The 17,674-nt window shown below is 45.5% G+C and carries 15 protein-coding genes; all 15 read left to right on the plus strand.

From position 1 onward, the window contains the following. Position 1 precedes the first annotated feature (1 nt). The 15 genes from rsmH to PNUC_RS00935 all read left to right on the plus strand — a co-directional run bounded on the left by rsmH (position 2) and on the right by PNUC_RS00935 (position 17,645). Complete coding sequence (rsmH, locus tag PNUC_RS00865; protein ID WP_011902005.1) at positions 2-952, plus strand: 16S rRNA (cytosine(1402)-N(4))-methyltransferase RsmH; 951 nt, start codon at positions 2-4, stop codon at positions 950-952. Beyond that, on the plus strand, positions 949-1,215 hold the full coding sequence (ftsL, locus tag PNUC_RS00870) for a cell division protein FtsL (protein WP_011902006.1): 267 nt from the start codon (positions 949-951) through the stop codon (positions 1,213-1,215). Before rsmH ends, ftsL begins: the two co-directional genes overlap by 4 nt. Next, positions 1,212-2,984: a peptidoglycan D,D-transpeptidase FtsI family protein gene (locus PNUC_RS00875; protein WP_011902007.1), complete on the plus strand. Its 1,773-nt coding sequence runs from the start codon at positions 1,212-1,214 to the stop codon at positions 2,982-2,984. The genes ftsL and PNUC_RS00875 overlap by 4 nt, the downstream gene beginning before the upstream one ends. Further along, positions 2,981-4,531 carry a UDP-N-acetylmuramoyl-L-alanyl-D-glutamate--2,6-diaminopimelate ligase gene (locus PNUC_RS00880; protein WP_011902008.1) on the plus strand — a complete coding sequence of 517 codons (1,551 nt, stop codon included), beginning with the start codon at positions 2,981-2,983 and terminating at the stop codon, positions 4,529-4,531. Before PNUC_RS00875 ends, PNUC_RS00880 begins: the two co-directional genes overlap by 4 nt. Further along, complete coding sequence (locus PNUC_RS00885) at positions 4,531-5,976, plus strand: UDP-N-acetylmuramoyl-tripeptide--D-alanyl-D-alanine ligase (protein ID WP_011902009.1); 1,446 nt, start codon at positions 4,531-4,533, stop codon at positions 5,974-5,976. The genes PNUC_RS00880 and PNUC_RS00885 overlap by 1 nt, the downstream gene beginning before the upstream one ends. After that, a complete protein-coding gene (gene mraY / locus PNUC_RS00890; RefSeq protein ID WP_011902010.1) occupies positions 5,967-7,136 on the plus strand; it encodes a phospho-N-acetylmuramoyl-pentapeptide-transferase in 1,170 nt (389 codons plus the stop codon). The genes PNUC_RS00885 and mraY overlap by 10 nt, the downstream gene beginning before the upstream one ends. 95 nt (positions 7,137-7,231) lie before the next feature. Next, on the plus strand, positions 7,232-8,773 hold the full coding sequence (murD, locus tag PNUC_RS00895) for a UDP-N-acetylmuramoyl-L-alanine--D-glutamate ligase (RefSeq protein WP_397428486.1): 1,542 nt from the start codon (positions 7,232-7,234) through the stop codon (positions 8,771-8,773). Beyond that, on the plus strand, positions 8,770-10,041 hold the full coding sequence (ftsW, locus tag PNUC_RS00900) for a putative lipid II flippase FtsW (protein WP_011902012.1): 1,272 nt from the start codon (positions 8,770-8,772) through the stop codon (positions 10,039-10,041). The genes murD and ftsW overlap by 4 nt, the downstream gene beginning before the upstream one ends. Continuing rightward, the gene (murG, locus tag PNUC_RS00905) at positions 10,038-11,111 is read left to right on the plus strand and encodes an undecaprenyldiphospho-muramoylpentapeptide beta-N-acetylglucosaminyltransferase (protein ID WP_011902013.1); all 1,074 of its coding nucleotides are present in this window, start codon (positions 10,038-10,040) and stop codon (positions 11,109-11,111) included. The genes ftsW and murG overlap by 4 nt, the downstream gene beginning before the upstream one ends. Continuing rightward, a complete protein-coding gene (murC, locus tag PNUC_RS00910; protein WP_011902014.1) occupies positions 11,108-12,544 on the plus strand; it encodes a UDP-N-acetylmuramate--L-alanine ligase in 1,437 nt (478 codons plus the stop codon). The genes murG and murC overlap by 4 nt, the downstream gene beginning before the upstream one ends. Then, a complete protein-coding gene (locus PNUC_RS00915) occupies positions 12,537-13,550 on the plus strand; it encodes a D-alanine--D-alanine ligase (RefSeq protein ID WP_011902015.1) in 1,014 nt (337 codons plus the stop codon). The genes murC and PNUC_RS00915 overlap by 8 nt, the downstream gene beginning before the upstream one ends. Beyond that, positions 13,547-14,404 (plus strand): cell division protein FtsQ/DivIB, encoded by an 858-nt coding sequence (locus PNUC_RS00920; RefSeq protein WP_011902016.1) that lies wholly within the window; start codon positions 13,547-13,549, stop codon positions 14,402-14,404. The genes PNUC_RS00915 and PNUC_RS00920 overlap by 4 nt, the downstream gene beginning before the upstream one ends. A 9-nt stretch (positions 14,405-14,413) precedes the next feature. Next, positions 14,414-15,643, plus strand: a complete 1,230-nt coding sequence (gene ftsA, locus PNUC_RS00925) for a cell division protein FtsA (protein ID WP_011902017.1) — start codon at positions 14,414-14,416, stop codon at positions 15,641-15,643. Between the two features lie 48 nt (positions 15,644-15,691). Then, positions 15,692-17,032: a cell division protein FtsZ gene (gene ftsZ, locus PNUC_RS00930; protein ID WP_011902018.1), complete on the plus strand. Its 1,341-nt coding sequence runs from the start codon at positions 15,692-15,694 to the stop codon at positions 17,030-17,032. A 112-nt stretch (positions 17,033-17,144) separates the two neighbouring features. Continuing rightward, complete coding sequence (locus PNUC_RS00935) at positions 17,145-17,645, plus strand: peroxiredoxin (protein ID WP_011902019.1); 501 nt, start codon at positions 17,145-17,147, stop codon at positions 17,643-17,645. Positions 17,646-17,674 lie beyond the last annotated feature (29 nt).

Below are 17,674 nucleotides of genomic sequence, written 5' to 3' on the forward strand. Positions count from 1 at the left end.
CATGAACATAACTCATCGCCCAGTGTTACTGGCCGAGGCGGTGACGGCGCTAATCAGTGGCCCGCTCATTCAAGAAAAAAATGCCGCAAAGAAGATCGTAGTGATCGATGGAACATTTGGACGCGGCGGTCATACACAGGCTTTACTGAAGTCTTTGGAAATGTCAGCACGCGTCATCTCATTCGACAAAGATTTGGATGCGATTTCAGTAGCCCAACAAATCCAGGATCCTCGATTCACAATTGTGCACGACAGTTTTGCGCATATGGATCAGTACGCACAAGCAGAATCAGTCGATGGAATTTTGTTAGACCTGGGAATCAGTTCACCACAAGTGGACGAGGCACATCGAGGCTTTTCATTTCGTCGCGAAGGTCCGCTCGATATGCGGATGAATACCGATCAAGGTTTAACAGCAGCAGAATGGTTGGAGCAAGCACCGCAGGAGGAAATCACCCGCGTGATTAAGACTTACGGAGAAGAACGTTTTGCATTTCAGATCGCAAAAGCTATCGTTGCCAAGCGAGAAGAGGGCTTGTCCCCAAAGACCACCACTGAGTTAGCCAGCTTAGTTGCCAGCGTGGTGCGCACTCGTGAAGCAGGTCAAGATCCTGCCACTAGAACTTTCCAGGCTTTACGAATTTTTATTAATCGTGAGTTAGAGGATTTGGAATTAGGTCTTAAAGCGGCATTGAAATTATTAAAGCCAGGTGCAAGACTTGCAGTGATCAGTTTCCATTCTTTGGAAGATCGTATTGTTAAGCAATTTTTTCAAGCTCATGCAAAAGTAGAAATACCTCGCGGCTTACCTGTACGTGAAAAAGATTTGCCGCAAAGCGCGCTAGAAATTATTGGACGCGTTAAGCCAAGTGATTTAGAGATCTCTGAAAATCCTCGGGCTCGTTCGGCAATTATGAGAGTTGCAGAGAAGCGTATGGGAGCACCTGTATGAATCGCGCTACTCTGACCTTATTAGCTCTGTTGCTCGTATGCGCGCTTTCATTGGTAGCTGCGCAGCAACGTGCACGTAAATTATTTATTGCTCAAGAGCGTGCCCAAATTGAAGAGCGCAAGCTTAATCAAGAATGGCTGCGTCTAGAGTATGAACAGCGCAATCTTTCGAAATCTGCACGTATTCGTGACGTTGCGCGCAATCAATTACATATGTTCCCCATCTCTCCTGAACGTACTTTGTACCTAAAGGAGGCTAAATGAGGCCGGTAGGATTCTCAACAACACCTAATTTAGTGTTGCGCTTGCCTATGTGGCGTTCGCGCTTGATGCTATTCCTGTTGTTTTTCGTCTTTATGCTTTTGTTAATCCGCGCCTTCTGGATTCAAGGCCCGGGAAATGCATTCTACGAAGCTAAGGGCGTCCGGGGTACTCAACGTGAGCTGGAGTTGCCAGCAAGCCGCGGGAAAATTTTAGACCGCAATGGTCAAGTGATCGCCACTAGCCTGGAAGCTAAATCTGTCATTGCCTATAACGATACAGTTCCCGATGATTTGGCTGCCGATAAAGTGCAAAAGCTTGCAAGCCTGTTGCAAATTAGTGAAGCTGAGTTGCGCAAAAAATTAAAAGAAGAGCGCAAGCAAGTTTTCTTAAAGCGCCAGGTTGATCCTGATGTAGCGCAACAGATTAAGCAATTAGAAATTCCCGGTATTGGTCTGAACAATGAGTATCGCCGCTTCTATCCAGAAGGCGAAGCTATGGCGCACGTTGTTGGATTTACTAACGTGAATGACAAGGGTCAGGAGGGTATGGAACTGTCTCGAGAGCAGGATCTTGCTGCGCATCCCGGTCAAAGGCGTGTGGTGGTTGATCGCTTGGGCCGCGTTGTTGAAGATGTCGCCATTGAGCAGCTTCCACAGAATGGCAAAGACCTACAGCTTTCCATTGATAGCAAGATTCAATTTTTAGCTTACAACGCAGTAAAGAATGCAGTTGAGGAGCACCATGCAAAAGCGGGTGGTGCAGTGGTATTAGATACTCAGACGGGTGAAATTTTGGCATTAGCCAATTACCCAAGCTATAACCCTAATGATCGTAGATTTCTGAGTGGTGAGCAGCTTCGTAACCGGGTGATGACAGATACTTTTGAGCCTGGTTCAACAATTAAGCCGCTGACCATTTCAATTGCCTTGGAGAAAGGTGCTGTAACTCCAAATACCAATATGGTTATTGGTGCTAAATATCTAGTTGGCCCTAAACCAATTACCGATACGCACCCATATGGAAATTTAACGGTTGCCCAGATAATTCAAAAATCAAGCAATATTGGTACTGCCAAGATTGCGATGAATAATCTCTCGCCAGAAGAGATGTGGAATTTATATACCGCCGTTGGTTTAGGGCAGGCTCCAAAAATTGGTTTCCCAGGAGCAGTAGCGGGAACAGTGCATCCGTTTAAGAAATGGATGCCAACTGATCAGGCGCGTATTGCTTTTGGTTACGGTATTTCAGCCTCACTCTTTCAAGTGGCCCGCGCCTATACCGTGTTTGCGCGCGATGGAGAATTGGTGCCATTGACAATAGAGCGTAGCCCAGAATTTAAGCCTGGCACTCGCGTACTTTCAGCAAAAACTGCTATAGAAATGCGCGAGATGATGGAGGCCGTTACAGAGCCTGGTGGTACTGCTGTTAAAGCACAGGCTGAAGGCTATCGTGTTGGTGGAAAAACCGGTACTGCTCATAAATTAGTCGGCAAAGGTTACGGCAATTCTTATCGCGCTTATTTTGCTGGACTTGCGCCTATTAGTTCACCCCGTATTGTTGTAGCTGTCATGATTGATGAGCCAACGGGGGGTAGTCACTATGGTGGTGATGTAGCAGCACCAGTGTTCTCCACGATTGTTGGTGAGACATTGAGAACACTTAATGTTTTGCCGGATAGCAAAGTGAAGCAAATGGTTCTCGACGATAAGCCAGCCGAGAGCGCTCACACTGCGAATGTACAAGCTCAGCATGTGGTTCTGAAAAGATGAGGGTGGCTTTGAATATAGAACCCAATGACTTGATTGATCACCTGCACACCTTAGCAAATTCTTCCGCAAAGGTCGGTGCGGATAGTCGTCAGATTCAGTCTGGCGATATCTTTTTTGCATACCCAGTAGGTCATGGAGCGGCATTGCGTGACGGCCGTCAATTTATTGAAGCTGCTTTGGCTAATGGTGCGGCAGCAGTGGTATTTGATCCAGCTGGTATCGATCCACAATTTCAGGATCATCCTCAGTGTTTTGCAGTTGAGTCTTTAGCTGAGAAGGTAGGGGAATTTTGTGCGCAGTGGTATGACTATCCAAGCAAGCAATTAAAAGTAATCGGCGTTACTGGAACTAATGGTAAAACTAGTATTACTCAGTGGTTGGCTCAAGCATTAGATGAGCCCAATCACCGCACTGCAGTATTGGGTACATTGGGCACTGGTTTTCCGACTGCCTTGGTAATGACTGGCTATACCACTCCTGATGCGCCTAAATTGCAAACACAGCTAAGAGAGTTATTAGATGGGGGTGCCCAGCAAGTTGCCATGGAAGTGTCATCACATGCTTTGCATCAAGAGCGTATTGCAGGTACTTGGTTTAATTGTGCTGTATTTACTAATTTGACGCAAGATCATTTGGACTATCACGGCAGCATGGGTGATTATGCTGAAGCAAAAGCAAAGTTATTTCAGCAAGCGGGTCTTGAACATGCGGTGATTAATCTGGATGATCCGTTCGGTCGGGAATTGGCAATCAATCTTTTGGCCAAAGATAGTATTCAGGTGTGGGCTTATGGGTTAGCACCAACTGCATTCAAGGGCTTTGAAAAATTTGCTAGTCGCTTGCAGCGTATTTATACGCAAGACACGGTTTTAAGTGGTGCGACTTATCAAACAACCTTTGTATATGGGGATAAGGGTACTTACCCTTTGCATATTCCTTTGCTGGGTGAATTTAATTTAAGCAATGCGCTTGCAGTTTGGACTGTTTTACTTACCCAAGGCCTTTCTCCTGAGGAGGCCACTAAACGAGTAAGTCATTTAAGTCCTGTATCAGGGCGCATGGAATTAATCCCTTTAGGCAAAAACCAAAAATCAGAAGGCTTACTGGCAGTGGTTGATTACGCCCATACGCCGGATGCCTTACAAAAAACTTTGCAGGCTTTAAGACCTCTTGCTGAGCAGCGCGGTGGAAAACTTTGGTGCGTTTTTGGATGCGGCGGTGATCGTGACATTACTAAGCGTCCACAAATGGGATTAGTTGCTGAGAAATTTGCTGATCACATCATTATTACCAGTGATAATTCACGCTCTGAAGATCCTCAGGCGATTATCCAGATGATTGCCGATGGGCTAAATCCATCAACTACCAATGTACAGATGATTGCTGATCGGGCTGCTGCAATCATGGCTGCTGTTCGCCATGCGGATGCGCGCGATATTGTTTTGGTTGCTGGTAAAGGCCATGAGACTTCTCAAGAGATTAATGGCAAGACATTTGATTTTTCTGACCAAGAACACATTCGCTTAGCGGCTGGAGGGTTGGTCTGATGTCTGCTATGACAACGCTTGCTCAGGTCCATGCCATGTTGCCTGGAAGTATTTTAGTGAATATCTCTCTTGAAGCAGCTCAAGCTTTGTCAATTACTCGCGTAGGTACAGATAGTCGTCAAATTGACGCGGGTGAATTATTTGTAGCATTGGCTGGTGAGCGCTTTGATGCTCATGATTTCTTATCTGACGTTGCGAGTTCTGGGGCTGGCGCAGCCTTAATTAGCAATAAAGATAAATGCCCCAAAAATTTACCGGCGGTATGCATAGAAGATACACGCGCTGCATTAGGCCAGTTGGCAAAAGCTTGGAGAGTGACACGCCACATTCCATTGGCCTTAGTTACAGGTAGCAATGGTAAGACCACAGTCAAAGAAATGATTGCCTCAATTTTTAAGGCGGCTGTTGGCGAAAGCCATACTTTGGTTACCAAGGGTAATTTAAATAATGACATTGGCTTACCGCTTACCTTATTGAAGTTAAGGCCTACAGATCAGCTGGCAGTCGTTGAGTTGGGTATGAATCATCCTGGCGAAACTGCTCTGTTAGCTGATATAGCCCAAGCAAATATTGCATTAATTAATAATGCTCAGCGCGAGCATCAGGAGTTTATGGCTACAGTTGCAGCAGTTGCTCAAGAGCATGCTGATGTAATTCGCGCTTTACCTCAAGATGGAATTGCAGTATTTCCAGGCGATTCTGAGTTCACTGACCTTTGGCGTAAAGCAGCCGCAGACCGCAAGGTACTAGATTTTGTGTTGTCATCTACACAAACAAATGCCTCTTCCGCAGTAGGTGGAAAATTACTGAATGATGGTCGCATAGAAGTAAATACTGAAAATGGAAGCATCCAAATTCAGCTAAATACTTTAGGAAACCATAATGTACGCAATGCGCTAGCGGCTAGTGCGGTTGCGATCGCTGCTGGCATCAGTCTTAAAAAGATTCAAGAAGGCCTTGAATCATTCCAGCCCGTTAATGGGCGTATGCAAGCCAAGACAATTGATGCAAATCACACATTAATTGATGATAGCTACAACGCTAATCCAGATTCAGTTCGTGCTGCAATTGATGCATTAAAACAGTCTGGTAACAATGCCTGGATAGTATTAGGTGATATGGGCGAGGTAGGGGATCAAGGTCCAGAATTTCATCAAGAAGTGGGTGCATATGCTGCTGAGCAAGGCATCTCTAAATTGTTTGCTCTTGGTGAGCAATGTCAATTCGCCATTCAGGGTTTTGAGAGTGCGAAAGGAAAGAGTGCGCTATCTAGCGCTACTCATTTTTCTAATATGGATAGTCTTATTGCGCAATTACGCGATGCATTACATGCACAAGCGTTGGGTACTAATCAACACTTGAACATTTTGGTTAAGGGATCACGATTTATGCGCATGGAGCGTGTAGTACAAGCCTTACTCGAGGAGGCTAAAGCATGCTCTTAATTTTGGCGCAGTGGTTACAAGACGATTTTGGTTTTTTCCGCGTCTTTAATTACATCACTTTTAGGGCGGTGATGGCTACAGTTACAGCATTGCTGATTGGCTTAGCTGCGGGTCCTTGGGTAATTCGTAAGTTGAGCGAATTAAAGATGGGCCAGGCTGTACGTACCGACGGGCCTCTAACCCATCTAGTGAAATCAGGTACACCAACAATGGGTGGTGTATTGATATTAATTGGTATTTTTGTATCGTGCATGTTGTGGGCTGATTTGAGCAATCGCTTTATTTGGATTGTGATGATTGTGACGTTTGGATTTGGCGCTGTAGGTTGGGTTGATGACTACCGTAAAGTAGTGCGTAAAGATCCTAAAGGAATGGCCTCCAGAGAAAAATTCTTTTGGCAAACTTTGATTGGCTTGTTTGCAGCAATTTACTTGGCATTTTCAGTTTCAGAAATCAATAACCTGAAAGTTCTCGAGTTATTTTTTGAGTGGGTCAAGAGTGGATTTGCATTAGACCTGCCCGCAAAAACCAACTTATTGTTGCCATTTATGAAAGAGGTCAGCTATCCCTTGGGAATGATGGGCTTCATTATTTTGAGTTACTTAGTCATTGTTGGTAGTAGTAATGCAGTCAATCTTACGGATGGATTAGATGGCTTGGTCATCATGCCTGTGATTTTGGTGGGAGCTGCTTTAGGTGCTTTTGCTTATGTGATGGGTAATGCAATCTATGCCAAGTATTTATTGTTTCCCTATATTCCAGGGGCTGGTGAGCTCATGATTTTCTGCGGAGCCATGGGTGGTGCTGGCCTCGCCTTTCTTTGGTACAACACTCATCCCGCTCAAGTATTTATGGGTGATGTTGGTGCGCTTGCTTTGGGCGGTGCGCTGGGAACAATTGCTGTCATCGTGCGTCAAGAGATTGTGCTTTTCGTGATGGGCGGCATCTTTGTTGCCGAAACAGTTTCAGTAATGATGCAAGTGGTGTGGTTCAAGATCACCAAAAAACATTTTGGTGAGGGTCGCCGTATTTTTAGAATGGCGCCTTTACATCACCACTTTGAATTAGGTGGCTGGAAAGAAACTCAGGTAGTAGTTCGTTTTTGGATCATCACTATCTTGTTGGTCTTAATTGGTTTATCTAGCTTGAAATTACGGTGAGCCAAAAAGTAAATATGTTGAACCTAGAAAACACTTTCGCCAACCCACTGGCTATCGCCAATGCAGACTATCAAGCCCCCAATCGCTTTTTGATTATGGGTTTAGGTGAATCCGGTATTGCCATGGCTAGATGGTGCCTGCGTAATGGTGCTGCAGTTCGTTTGGTCGACACACGTGACCGATCTTCTTTAAGTGAGCGTCAATTGGCTTTGCTTGCTGAGCTCGAGTTTGCAGGCCTTAAAGATATTCACTTTGGCCCTTTAGGTGATGATCTACTGGTTGATATAGATGTTATCGGTATCAGTCCTGGTCTATCACCCCTTCAAGAGCCTACCCAATCATTCTTAGTCAATGCTAGAAAATCTCGTATTGATATTTGGAGTGAAATAGAATTTTTTGCCCGGGCAATTGCTGCATTAAGTCGCATGGCACAAACAAATGAATCTAGCTATGCCGCCAAAGTATTGGCGGTTACGGGTACCAATGGAAAAACTACAACAACCGCATTAACAGGTCAACTTTGTGAGCGGGCTGGAAAACGAGTAGCTGTCGCAGGAAATATTAGTCCTGCGGCACTCGATAAGCTCATGAGTTGTCTAGAAGCTGCAGATCAACTAGAAGATATGCCTGATGTTTGGGTTTTAGAGCTATCCAGCTTCCAATTGGTTTATACAAGCAGCTTGAATCCGACAGCCGCTGCTGTTCTGAATATTACGCAAGACCATTTGGACTGGCACGGTGAGATGTCAGCTTATGTTGAGGCGAAATCTAAGATATTTGGTAGCGATACTATTTGCGTCTTAAATCGAGATGATTCCTTGGTGATGGGATTGTTTTCTGAAGAGCAAAAAGCAGAAAAATTTACTGTCACGTTTGGATCCAATAGGCCGGATGAGCAAGGCGCATTTGGTATCGAGCATGATTTACGTGCTGGTGGAATTGATTGGCTGGTATGGGCTGAAGTGGATGAAGATCTCGAGCCAAAACCAAAGCGCCGTCGTAAATCAGCTGTGATTGAGGAGGATGAGCCTTTACGTTTGAAGCGTTTAATTCCTGCAGATGCTTTACGTATTCGTGGACGTCACAATGCATTAAATGCACTAGCAGCCCTTGCCTTAGCGCGCGCTGCTAACTTACCGATGAATGTCCTCTTGCATGGCTTACGTGATTACCATGGTGAGCCGCATCGTGTACAAAGCATAGCAATAGTAAATGATGTTGAATATGTGGATGACAGTAAAGGTACTAATGTAGGTGCTACTGTCGCGGCAATCAATGGCTTGGGTAGCAATGAGTCTGGAAAAAGAATTTGGTTGATTGCTGGTGGAGAAGGTAAGGGACAAGACTTTAGTCCATTACGTGAACCAGCGCTGCGATTCGTAAAAGGTGTTTTTGTCATAGGTAAAGATGGCGACAAAATTGTTGAGGCTATGGGGTCAGATATTCCGTGTACCAATAGCAAAACTTTGCAAATGGCGGTTCAAGCCGCAGCCGCTCAAGCAGTGTCAGGTGATTTAGTTTTATTGTCACCGGCTTGCGCAAGCCTAGATCAGTTCCGCGATTATGTAGAACGTGCACAAGTTTTTATCTCGGAAGTTGAAGAGTTGGGAATGCGTTTCGAAGGAGTTCAGGCATGAGCTTAAAAGAAAAATTATTTCCTGAAAATCGCTTAGGGCTAGGCCGCTTCTGGAACTTCTCCAGAGGAGGTATTGATAATTTCCGTACCGGTCTTAGGGATGCGGTATCAGGCGTTGAGCAAACTCGATCGCGCATGATGGAATACGACCAATTATTAGTTTGGGCAGTCCTATCTCTTATGTTAATTGGTTTGGTAATGGTGTATTCAGCATCCATCACTTTGGCTGATGGGCCTAAGTATGCTAACTACAGCAGCAATTTCTTTTTAATTCGCCATATCATTTCTTTGGTGATTGCAATCGCAGTTGGTATTTGGGCCTTTAAGATTCCAACCAAAGTATGGGATCGCTATTCTCCAGTTGTTTTCGGATTCACTGTATTACTTCTGATTGCAGTGCTGATACCAGGAGTTGGTAAAGGCGTTAACGGTGCTAAGCGCTGGATACCGTTAGGGGTAATGAACTTTCAGCCTTCCGAGCTCATGAAGTTTGCTGCGGTTATTTTTGCCGCAAGTTACACGGTGCAACGTCAAGAATATTTGCATTCCTTTTCGAAAGGAATGCTCCCAATGGGAATTGCGGTTGCTTTAGTTGGCGGTCTTCTCATGAAGGAGCCTGATATGGGCGCCTTTGTGGTGGTTGCATTGATTGCATTTGGAATTCTATTTTTAGGCGGCATCAACGCGAAATTATTTGGTGGTTTGATTGTGGTTGGCTTGCTGAGTGGGGCAGCCATGATTGCGTTATCTCCTTTCCGTCGTGGCCGGATGTTGGCTTTTATGGATCCATGGCAAGTTGATAACGCTGCCAACAAAGGCTACCAGTTAACCCATTCATTAATGGCCTTTGGCCGAGGCGAATGGTTTGGTACGGGCTTGGGAGGTAGCGTAGAAAAATTACATTACCTGCCTGAGGCGCACACCGATTTCATCATGGCTGTAATTGGCGAAGAGCTAGGCTTTATTGGCGTGGTCGTCATGATTTTCTTGTTCTATTGGATAGTGCGTCGCGCATTCATGATTGGGCGTACTGCGCTACAGTTAGATCGAAGCTTTGCTGGACTGGCCGCAAAAGGCGTCGCTATTTGGATTGGTTGGCAGGCCTTTATCAATATGGGTGTCAATCTCGGCTTATTGCCAACCAAAGGCTTGACTTTACCTTTAGTAAGTTACGGTGGCTCTGGCATCTTGATGAATGCAGTGGCAATTGCCATGCTACTTCGTATTGATTATGAAAACCGCATCTTGATGCGCGGAGGGAAGTTGTGACCAAACCCTCAATCTTAGTCATGGCTGGTGGAACTGGTGGGCATATTTTCCCAGGACTTGCTGTCGCTGAGTATTTACGAATCTGCGGGTGGAATGTATCTTGGTTAGGTAATCAAAGCGGTATGGAATATCGCCTTGTGAAGTCTTGTAACTTTCCGTTTGAGGCGGTTGAGTTTGGCGGCCTTCGAGGTAAGGGTATTAAAGCGAAGTTAATGCTACCTATTAATCTAGCTCGCGCTTGCCATCAAAGCTGGAAAATTATGCGACGCCTAAAGCCGAATGTCGTTTTAGGTATGGGCGGTTACATTACTTTCCCAGGCGGCTTAATCAGTAAATTATTAAAGCGTCCATTGGTGTTGCATGAAGCAAATTCTGTGGCCGGCAGTGCTAATCGTGCGCTAGCTAAAATTGCAATGAGGACCTTAACTGGATTTCCTAATACGATGGAAAATGCAGAATGGGTTGGTAATCCCATTCGCCAAGAGTTTGATGATATCGCTGCACCTGCAGAGCGTTACGAACAACGACAAGGGCCTTTATCTCTTTTGGTAGTTGGTGGAAGCTTAGGGGCAGCAGCGCTCAATGAAAACATTCCTGCAGCATTGGCATTAATTCCACTAGAGCAACGTCCCACAGTAATTCATCAGGCTGGAGATAAGCATTTATTGGATCTTCAAAAGCGTTACGCTGATTTGGGTGTGCTGGCAGACATACGTCCCTTTATTGAAGATATGCCCACAGCTTATGCCCAAGCGGATTTGGTCATTTGTCGATCTGGTGCAATGACGGTTTCTGAGTTGGCTGCTTGTGGCGTGGCCTCTTGCTTAATTCCGTTTCCACATGCAATTGATGACCATCAAACAGCAAATGCTCAATTTTTATCAGATGCTGATGCTGCTGTTTTTTTGCCTCAGAAAAATCTTAATCCTCAGGATTTAGCTTTGATGATTCAAAACTTAACTCGCACGGATTTAAAAGAAATGGCTGTGCGTGCTCATGCTTTGTCTAAGCCACATGCTACCCAACGAGTTGCTGAGGTGTGTGCTGATTGTGCGGGGGTAGGTATATGAAGCATATTGTTCAGCAAATTCATTTCATCGGTATCGGTGGCACTGGCATGAGCGGTATTGCCGAAGTTCTATTGAACTTGGGATATCAAGTATCAGGATCTGATTTGGTAGAGGGTGCTGCTACTAAACGCCTAAAAGAACTTGGCGCAGTAATTCATATCGGTCATGACCCTAAAAATGTTGGGACCGCTGAGGCAGTGGTTATTTCAACTGCTGTTGCAGGTAATAACCCAGAGGTTTTGGCTGCTCGCGCCGCCAAGATTCCAGTTATTCAACGTGCAGTGATGTTGGGTGAGCTGATGCGTCTTAAGCAGGGAATCGCTATTGCTGGAACTCATGGGAAAACCACCACTACTAGCTTGGTTGCTTCAGTGCTTGCTGAAGGCGATCTAGATCCAACCTTTGTTATTGGTGGAAAGTTAAATTCTGCTGGCGCAAATGCGCGTTTGGGTCGAGGTGACTTTATTGTGGTTGAGGCGGATGAATCAGATGCTTCTTTCCTGCAGTTATTTCCAGCCATGGAAGTGGTTACTAATATTGATGCTGATCATATGGATACTTATCAGCATGATATGGCCAGATTAAAGCAAGCATTCGTGCAATTTATACAGCGGATGCCTTTTTATGGCGTTGCAGTCTTGTGCATTGATGATGCTAATGTTCGCGACATTATTCCTTTTGTGTCTCAGCCCATCTTGCGTTACGGACTTTCTGAGGATGCAGATATTCGTGCAAGCAATGTTCGTGCCGATGGAACACGAATGCACTTTACGGTAGAGCGCCGTACTGTGCGCCGCCATGGTAATAAGCCTGGTCCATTAAATGTGACTTTGAACTTACCTGGCCTACACAATGTTCGAAATGCGCTGGCAGCCATTGGTATTGCTACAGAGTTGGGCGTTGGTGATCAAGCTATTATTAAAGCACTCTCAGAATTTAGTGGTGTTGGTCGCCGATTCCAACGCTATGGCGATATTCCACTGGCATCAGGCGGTAAATTTACCTTGATTGATGACTATGGGCATCATCCGGTAGAGATGGCTGCTACTTTAGCTGCTGCTCGCGGAGCCTATCCTGACCGTCGCTTAGTGTTAGCTTTTCAGCCGCATCGATTTACAAGAACGCGCGATTGCTTCGGGGAGTTTGTGCAAGTGCTGAAAAACTTTGATGCTTTGGTCTTGACTGAAGTATATCCAGCTGGCGAGGCAAAGATTCCTGGTGCTGACGGAAAGAGTTTGATGAAGGCTGCTCTTGTAGATGATAAAACCTCTAAAGCTTTATTAAATTCTGCTGCTGTAGCTTTTGCTTCCAGCGTTGCTGAAATGCCAGAAAAGCTTGGTCAAGTATTAAAAGATGGGGATGTATTAATTACGATGGGCGCAGGTTCAATCTCTGCTTTGCCTCACACTTTGTCGGAGGCGAAGCATGTCTAAGCAAGAGGAACTGTTAATTCAGTGGGGCGATCGTGTAAAGGCGTGCCTGGCGAATCTGGATATAAAGTCTTTAGGCCGCGTAGGAGTATTGCTTGGCGGCCGTTCTGGTGAGCGAGAGATTTCCCTGATGTCAGGCAATGGTGTTTTACAAGCCCTCCTCTCAAAAGGAGTGGATGCCCATGGCTTTGATCCTGGATTGCGTAACCCAACTGAATTAGCTACAGAAAAATTTGATCGTATTTTCATTTCTCTTCATGGTCGTTTTGGAGAGGATGGAACTATTCAAGGTTTATTGGAATTATTAGAGCTTCCCTATACCGGAAGTGGTGTCTTAGCTTCTGCCCTGGCAATCGACAAGATTGCAACTAAGCAGATCTGGATCAGTAATGGGTTATCAACCCCAGAATATGAAGAGCTGACTGCGAAGAGTGACTGGAATGCGGTAGTTAAGCATCTAGGTTTGCCGTTAATTGTGAAGCCGGCTCATGAAGGTTCTTCTTTGGGCTTAACAAAAGTGAAGTCAGTGGAAGAGCTGCCAGCTGCTTATCAGCTTGCAGCCGGTCTTGATAAAAAAGTAATCGCTGAAACCTGCATTGTTGGCGATGAGTTGACCTGTCCATTGGTAGGTCAAGGCAATAGTGCTGAGGCATTACCGGTGATTAAAATTATTCCACCTCAAGCCAATTATGATTTCCACAACAAGTATTTCTCTGATGAGACACAGTATCTCTGCCCGACCGGCTTAACGGCTGAGATAAATGCTGCCGTTCAGGATCTCGCTTTAGCTGCCTATCAGACTCTTGGTTGTCGTACATGGGGTCGCGCCGATGTCATGCTTGATAAAAAAACTGGCAAACCATACTTGTTGGAAATGAATACTTCGCCAGGAATGACATCTCATTCCTTGGTGCCGATGGCTGCGAAGGCTGCTGGTGTTGAGTATGCAGATTTAGTGCTTTGGTTATTGAGTCAAACCTTGCTGCAAAAAGAGGGCGCTCGTACATGAGTAATTTCATGGACCGGTTCGGCGAAATTTTCGCCATGCTCATGTCTCCGCTCTGGAATCATCCAGATCGGATGCAAAAGCTCAGCCGTTTCTTGATGCGCTGTTTTGCTGTGATGCTTACTATCGGAATATTGGTATGGCTCAGTCAGCGGCCTGTTTTTGCCTTAAAGCAAATTCAAATTGAACCAGTAGCAGGGCAGACCTTAAAGCATATTAATAAATCGATGGTGAAGCAGCAGGTTCTGGAAACTGTGCAGGGCAATTTCTTCAGCGTACGTTTAGAGGATGTCAAACGTGGCTTTGAGAGCATGCCTTGGGTGCGACATGCCAATGTTCGACGAGTTTGGCCTAATGGCCTGATTGTCAGCATTGAAGAGCAAAAGCCATTTGGTACCTGGGGCGGGGCTGATAGCCATGTCTTAATTAATAATCATGGCGAAATTTTTGCTGGTCGAGTTTCTGAAATAAATGATGATGTGATTTTGGTAGATTTTCGTGGGCCGGAAGATTCCGGGCCAGAAGTCATGAGTCTTTATGAAAAAGCGAACAACTGGTTTAAGCCTTGGGGTGCAGAGGTAGTGAGCCTTGCTTTGACCGAGCGCTATGCCTGGCACATCAAATTATCTAATGGCATGAAAGTGGAATTTGGGCGCGATGAAGAGAGCTCTGATAAGACGCTGACAGAAGAACGTGTAGCGCGACTGTTTAAGTATTGGCCACAGGTTCAGGAGAAGTGGGCTAATCGAGTAGATGCAGTAGATCTGCGTTATGCAAATGGTTTTGCAGTTCATCTTGCCTCTGCAAGTATGAAAAAAAATGATGTTGACGGCAAAAAAAGTGAGCTGAAGCAATGAGGAATGGTAATGAGTAAAGACAATCGTGACCTATTGGTCGGTTTAGATATTGGAACCTCTAAGGTCGTTGCCTTGGTTGCCGAATTGGCTCCTGATGGCCAATTTAATGTGGTGGGCGTTGGTCAAACCGCATCTAAGGGTTTGAAGAAGGGTGTTGTAGTCAATATTGAAGCAACTGTTCAATCGATTCAGAAGGCGCTAGAAGAAGCTGAAATCATGGCAGATCGCCAGATTATGCAAGTCTTTACTGGCATTGCTGGTAATCACATTGTGAGCTTTAACTCGAGCGGAATGGTCGCTATTCGTGATAAAGAAGTCAGCGCTGGGGATGTAGAGCGCGTACTTGAAACTGCTAAAGCCATCAATATTCCAACTGACCAACAAATTCTGCATATCTTGGTTCAAGAATTCATCATCGACGGGCAAGAAGATGTGCGTGAGCCTATTGGTATGAGTGGTTTGCGCTTAGAGGTAAAGGTGCATATTGTCACGGGAGCTGTCAGTGCTGCGCAAAATATTGTGAAGTGTGTACGTCGCTGTGGACTAGAGGTGAATGATCTTATTTTGCAACCGCTGGCTTCTAGCTTGGCAGTATTGACTGATGATGAAAAAGAACTAGGTGTTGTTCTGGTAGATATTGGTGGTGGTACTACAGATATCGCAATTTATTGCCAGGGATCTATTCGCCACACCGCAGTGATTCCAATTGCGGGCGATCAAGTTACCAATGACATTGCTATGGCATTGCGCACCCCAACCATTGATGCAGAAGATTTAAAGATTGCACATGGTATTGCGCGTCAGGAAATGGCTGATCCAACAACCATGATTGATGTGCCGGGTGTGGGTGATCGTGAGCCACGTCCAATGTCTAAACAAGCGCTAGCTGCAGTGATTGAGCCACGTGTAGAAGAGCTGTTTACTTTAGTTAGAGGGGTTGTTCGTGATTCAGGATACGAAGACATGGTCTCTTCTGGAATCGTGCTGACTGGCGGCACTTCTTTAATGCCGGGCATGGTGGAGTTGGCAGAACAAGTCTTCTTAAGGCCTGCCCGGATTGGTGTGCCTGAATACCGTGGACATTTACATGAAGTTTTGCGTAGCCCGCGATTTGCTACCAGTATCGGTTTGTTAATGGAGGGCCAGGCACAGTTATTGCGTGGTCGCCGAGTATCTCAGTCAGGCGCATTGCAGGGTGTTATCTCGCGCATGAAGGAATGGTTTGCAGGAAATTTTTAAGTTTTTTCGTCGTCGTCAATGTAGTAAGTTTTTTACCTAGGAGGGTATATGGAATTTGAAATGTTAGATCAAGAAACCGCTGGCAAAACCATTATTAAAGTAGTTGGTGTGGGTGGTGCTGGTGGTAATGCCGTACAACATATGATCCGTCGCGGAGTCAATGGCGTAGAGTTCATTTGCATGAACACCGATGCTGGCGCTTTACAGCGTTCAGAAGCATCTGTGAATTTGCAACTGGGTTCTAGCGGATTAGGCGCTGGCGCAAAACCAGAAATCGGTGCAGCTTCAGCGGAAGAAGCGCGTGCTCGTATTGCTGATTCATTGCAGGGTGCTCACATGGTGTTTATCACTGCCGGTATGGGTGGTGGTACGGGAACAGGTGCTGCCCCAGTAGTTGCTCAAGTGGCAAAAGAAATGGGCATTTTGACTGTGGGCGTTATCAGCAAGCCATTTGATTTCGAAGGCGTGAAGCGTTTGAAAGTTGCAGAAAATGGAGCTGCTGAGCTTGAGTCTTATGTAGATTCATTGATTGTGGTTCTCAATGAAAAGCTCTTTGAAGTGATGGGTGAAGATGCTGAATTTGATAAGGCATTTGCTTGTGCAGATGATGTATTGCATAACGCAGTATCAGGAATTGCAGAAATCATTAATGTTCAAGGTTTGATCAACGTTGACTTTGAAGACGTTAAAACAGTCATGGGCGAGCAAGGTAAAGCCATGATGGGTACAGCAACTGTTTCTGGAATGGATCGCGCACGTTTAGCTGCTGAAGCTGCAGTTGCTTCACCATTGCTTGAAGGTGTTGATTTATCTGGAGCTCGTGGCGTTTTAGTCAATATCACTGCTAGCCGTTCATTGAAGTTGTCAGAAACTCGCGAAGTGATGGCTGCGATTCGTGGTTATGCTGCCGATGATGCAACTGTGATCTTCGGTACTGTTTATGACGATAGCTTAGGTGATGCATTGCGTGTGACAGTAGTTGCTACTGGATTGAATAATCCTCAAGCACGTCAGAGTCATCAGCCTGAGGTAGTTTGGAGACAGGCAACTGGTACTCATGACGCTATGCCAACAATGGCTGATCTCAATAGCTTTGCTCCTGCCAGCGCATCTGCTGCGATGAGTAAAGTAAATTTAGATTCCGCTTTAGGTACAAGCGCTGGTATGGCTTTGACTGGATCGGGAGCTACGCCTGCGATGGCAGCGCAACCAGCAGCTAGCGGAGTTGACTATAGCCAATATGATTTGCCACGAGTGTTTCGCAGCTCTCGTGAGGCGACTCCTGCTCCTACTTTAGGTGCGGATAGCTCCCCTCAGGCAAAGACCTTGTTGGATAAAGGGGCTGATTACTATGAAATCCCAGCCTTTTTGCGTAAACAAGCGGATTAATTAACTGCTTAATACAATAGGTGATTGCAAAATGCCAGCGCGGCGCCCCTCCGGACGACGAATCCCGCGCTTGCGTTGGCATGCTTCCTAACAATTACTTATTGGAGACATCATGATTTCTGTTGGACAAAAATTACCGAGTGCCACTCTTTATGAATTTTTAAATGAAGAAACTGAGGGCTGTGCCTTAGGCCCAAATGCTTTTGAAGTTGAGAAACTGGCTGCTGGTAAAAAGATTGTGATCTTTGCTTTACCTGGCGCCTTCACGCCTACTTGCTCTGCAAAACATGTCCCAGGATATGTTGAGCACTACGATGAGATTAAGGCCAAGGGTGTAGATGAGATCTGGTGTATTTCGGTAAATGACCCGTTTGTAATGGGTGCATGGGGCCGAGATCAAAAAGTAGGTAAAAAAATTCGCATGTTAGGCGATGGTAGTTGTGAGTTCACTAAAAAGATGGGTCTTGAGTTGGATTTAGTAGCCCGTGGTTTGGGTGTTCGCTCTGATCGCTATGCCATGATTGTTGAAGATGGTGTCATCAAGACCCTAGATCGTGAAGCGCCAGGTAAGTTTGAGGTTAGTGACGCTGCTTCTATCTTGAAAAAGCTTTAATTAACCTTCCCCTGAATATAGATACCGCC

The sequence above is a fragment of the Polynucleobacter asymbioticus QLW-P1DMWA-1 genome (assembly GCF_000016345.1).
Classification (GTDB): Bacteria; Pseudomonadota; Gammaproteobacteria; order Burkholderiales; family Burkholderiaceae; genus Polynucleobacter; species Polynucleobacter asymbioticus.

What these genes read in the sequence shown, in the direction of transcription:
- rsmH (WP_011902005.1), top strand. Translation starts at nt 2, where the DNA reads ATGAACATAACTCATCGCCCAGTGTTACTGGCCGAGGCGGTGACGGCG.
- ftsL (WP_011902006.1), top strand. Translation starts at nt 949, where the DNA reads ATGAATCGCGCTACTCTGACCTTATTAGCTCTGTTGCTCGTATGCGCG.
- PNUC_RS00875 (WP_011902007.1), top strand. Translation starts at nt 1,212, where the DNA reads ATGAGGCCGGTAGGATTCTCAACAACACCTAATTTAGTGTTGCGCTTG.
- PNUC_RS00880 (WP_011902008.1), top strand. Translation starts at nt 2,981, where the DNA reads ATGAGGGTGGCTTTGAATATAGAACCCAATGACTTGATTGATCACCTG.
- PNUC_RS00885 (WP_011902009.1), top strand. Translation starts at nt 4,531, where the DNA reads ATGTCTGCTATGACAACGCTTGCTCAGGTCCATGCCATGTTGCCTGGA.
- mraY (WP_011902010.1), top strand. Translation starts at nt 5,967, where the DNA reads ATGCTCTTAATTTTGGCGCAGTGGTTACAAGACGATTTTGGTTTTTTC.
- murD (WP_397428486.1), top strand. Translation starts at nt 7,232, where the DNA reads ATGGGTTTAGGTGAATCCGGTATTGCCATGGCTAGATGGTGCCTGCGT.
- ftsW (WP_011902012.1), top strand. Translation starts at nt 8,770, where the DNA reads ATGAGCTTAAAAGAAAAATTATTTCCTGAAAATCGCTTAGGGCTAGGC.
- murC (WP_011902014.1), top strand. Translation starts at nt 11,108, where the DNA reads ATGAAGCATATTGTTCAGCAAATTCATTTCATCGGTATCGGTGGCACT.
- PNUC_RS00915 (WP_011902015.1), top strand. Translation starts at nt 12,537, where the DNA reads ATGTCTAAGCAAGAGGAACTGTTAATTCAGTGGGGCGATCGTGTAAAG.
- PNUC_RS00920 (WP_011902016.1), top strand. Translation starts at nt 13,547, where the DNA reads ATGAGTAATTTCATGGACCGGTTCGGCGAAATTTTCGCCATGCTCATG.
- ftsA (WP_011902017.1), top strand. Translation starts at nt 14,414, where the DNA reads ATGAGTAAAGACAATCGTGACCTATTGGTCGGTTTAGATATTGGAACC.
- ftsZ (WP_011902018.1), top strand. Translation starts at nt 15,692, where the DNA reads ATGGAATTTGAAATGTTAGATCAAGAAACCGCTGGCAAAACCATTATT.
- PNUC_RS00935 (WP_011902019.1), top strand. Translation starts at nt 17,145, where the DNA reads ATGATTTCTGTTGGACAAAAATTACCGAGTGCCACTCTTTATGAATTT.